The organism is Mesorhizobium sp. B2-4-2, from assembly GCF_006442845.1.
GTDB lineage: Bacteria > Pseudomonadota > Alphaproteobacteria > Rhizobiales > Rhizobiaceae > Mesorhizobium.
Genome location: NZ_VFVM01000029.1, coordinates 1 through 1,194 on the forward strand (window position 1 = coordinate 1; position 1,194 = coordinate 1,194).

Sequence of the window (1,194 nt, forward strand, 5' to 3'; positions counted from 1 at the left end):
TCGGCGGTGCCGACCTGCTCGATGCGGCCCTGGCTCATCACCACGACGCGGTCGGCAAGCTCCAGCGCCTCTTCCTGGTCGTGGGTGACGAAGACGGTGGTGTGGCCGGTGGCGTCATGGATGTCGCGCAGCCAGCGGCGCAGTTCCCGGCGCACCTGCGCATCGAGCGCGCCGAACGGCTCGTCGAGCAGAAGCACTTTGGGTTCGATCGCCATGGCGCGGGCCAGCGCGACGCGCTGGCGCTGGCCGCCGGAAAGCTGCGCCGGATAGCGCTTTTCCAGGCCCGAGAGCTGGACCAGGTCGAGCAGCTCGGAGGCGCGGCGGCGGATCTCCTGCGCCGGCGGCCGCGTCGAGCCCTGCCGGACCTTGAGGCCGAAGCCGATATTGTCCGAGACCGTCATGTGCCGGAACAGCGCGTAGTGCTGGAAGACGAAGCCGACATTGCGCTCCTGGATCGATTTGTGCGAGGCGTCCTCGTCGCCGAAGAAGATCTTGCCGCGCGTCGGCCGCTCCAGCCCGGCAATCAGCCGCAGCAGCGTCGTCTTGCCCGAGCCCGACGGCCCCAGCAACGCGATCAGCTCGCCCGACTTGATGTCGAGCGACACGTCATGGAGCGCGGGAAACCGCTCGAACTCCTTGCGCACATTGGCAACGCGAACTTCCATCAACAGTCCCTTTGTAGTGGCTGCATGCCGTTATCCCAAATCGGTTCCCGCTTTTGGGCGACATGTCTTTTGTTTCATGCATGCCGTTATCCCAAAACCGGTTTCCACTTTTGGGCGACATGTCTTTTGTTTCATGCATGCCGTTATCCCAAAACCGGTTTCCACTTTTGGGCGACATGCATCAATGTCCACGCGCCGCGGCGATCTCGGCGCCGTAACGCATCTCGAGCAGTGTCTTCAGGACCAGCGTCACCAGCGCCAGGCCGGCCAGCAGCGAGGCGACGGCAAAGGCGCCGACGGCGTTGTATTCATTGTAGAGGATCTCGACATGCAGCGGCATGGTGTTGGTCAGGCCGCGTATGTGGCCCGACACCACCGAGACCGCGCCGAACTCGCCCATGGCGCGCGCATTGCACAAGAGCACGCCGTAAAGCAGCCCCCATTTGACGTTGGGCAGCGTCACATACCAGAAGGCCTGCCAGCCATTGGCGCCAAGCGACAGCGCGGCCTCCTCGTCGCCATTGCCCTG

2 protein-coding genes are annotated in these 1,194 nt (G+C 64.3%); both read right to left on the reverse strand.

The features are described 5' to 3' along the window. A partial coding sequence (locus FJ942_RS28375) for a sulfate ABC transporter ATP-binding protein (protein WP_140899651.1) occupies positions 1–665 on the reverse strand: 665 nt, incomplete at its 3' end. A gap of 181 nt (positions 666–846) precedes the next feature. Beyond that, on the reverse strand, positions 847–1,194 hold a 348-nt coding region (locus FJ942_RS28380), incomplete at its 5' end, for an ABC transporter permease subunit (RefSeq protein WP_140899653.1).